Here is a 505-nt window from a genome sequence, read left to right on the forward strand (position 1 = left end):
AAGCACGCCGCCAGCGTTCGTCCTGAGCCAGGATCAAACCCTCCTAATTAAATTTAATTAGAAAAGCCGATCTGGCTTATTTATTCAAAACTTAACGCTTGCATCCTGTTCAGTTTTCAAAGAACAATTTAACTGCTCTCTCTAGCAGCTATATTATAATATCATGATTTCACTTGTGAGTCAAGTAGTAATTTTAAATTTCTTTCGAATACCTTTGTCTTGCTCACTTTTACTTACTTTTTCTTGCCCTTTCAATATCGCTCTCTCAAAGCGACATATTATATAGTATCACAGAACTTTAAATTAGTCAACAATTTTATTTGAGTTTATTATATCCCTATAATAACAGATTAATTATTTTTAAAATAAAAAAGCCCGGCGAAGACCTACTCTCCCAGGAGCTTTCGCTCCCAGTACCATAGGCGCAGGAGGGCTTAACTGCTGTGTTCGGCATGGTAACAGGTGTATCCCCTCCGCTATTTTCACCGGGCTAGAAATCAAATAT

The 505-nt window shown here is 37.2% G+C and carries 1 rRNA gene; it reads right to left on the reverse strand.

The annotated features are described in order from the left end of the window. Positions 1-373: 373 nt before the first annotated feature. Positions 374-490, reverse strand: a 5S ribosomal RNA gene (rrf, locus tag CDO51_RS13200). Positions 491-505: the final 15 nt, after the last annotated feature.

It is taken from the genome of Natranaerobius trueperi (assembly GCF_002216005.1).
In the GTDB taxonomy this organism is placed as follows: domain Bacteria; phylum Bacillota; class Natranaerobiia; order Natranaerobiales; family Natranaerobiaceae; genus Natranaerobius_A; species Natranaerobius_A trueperi.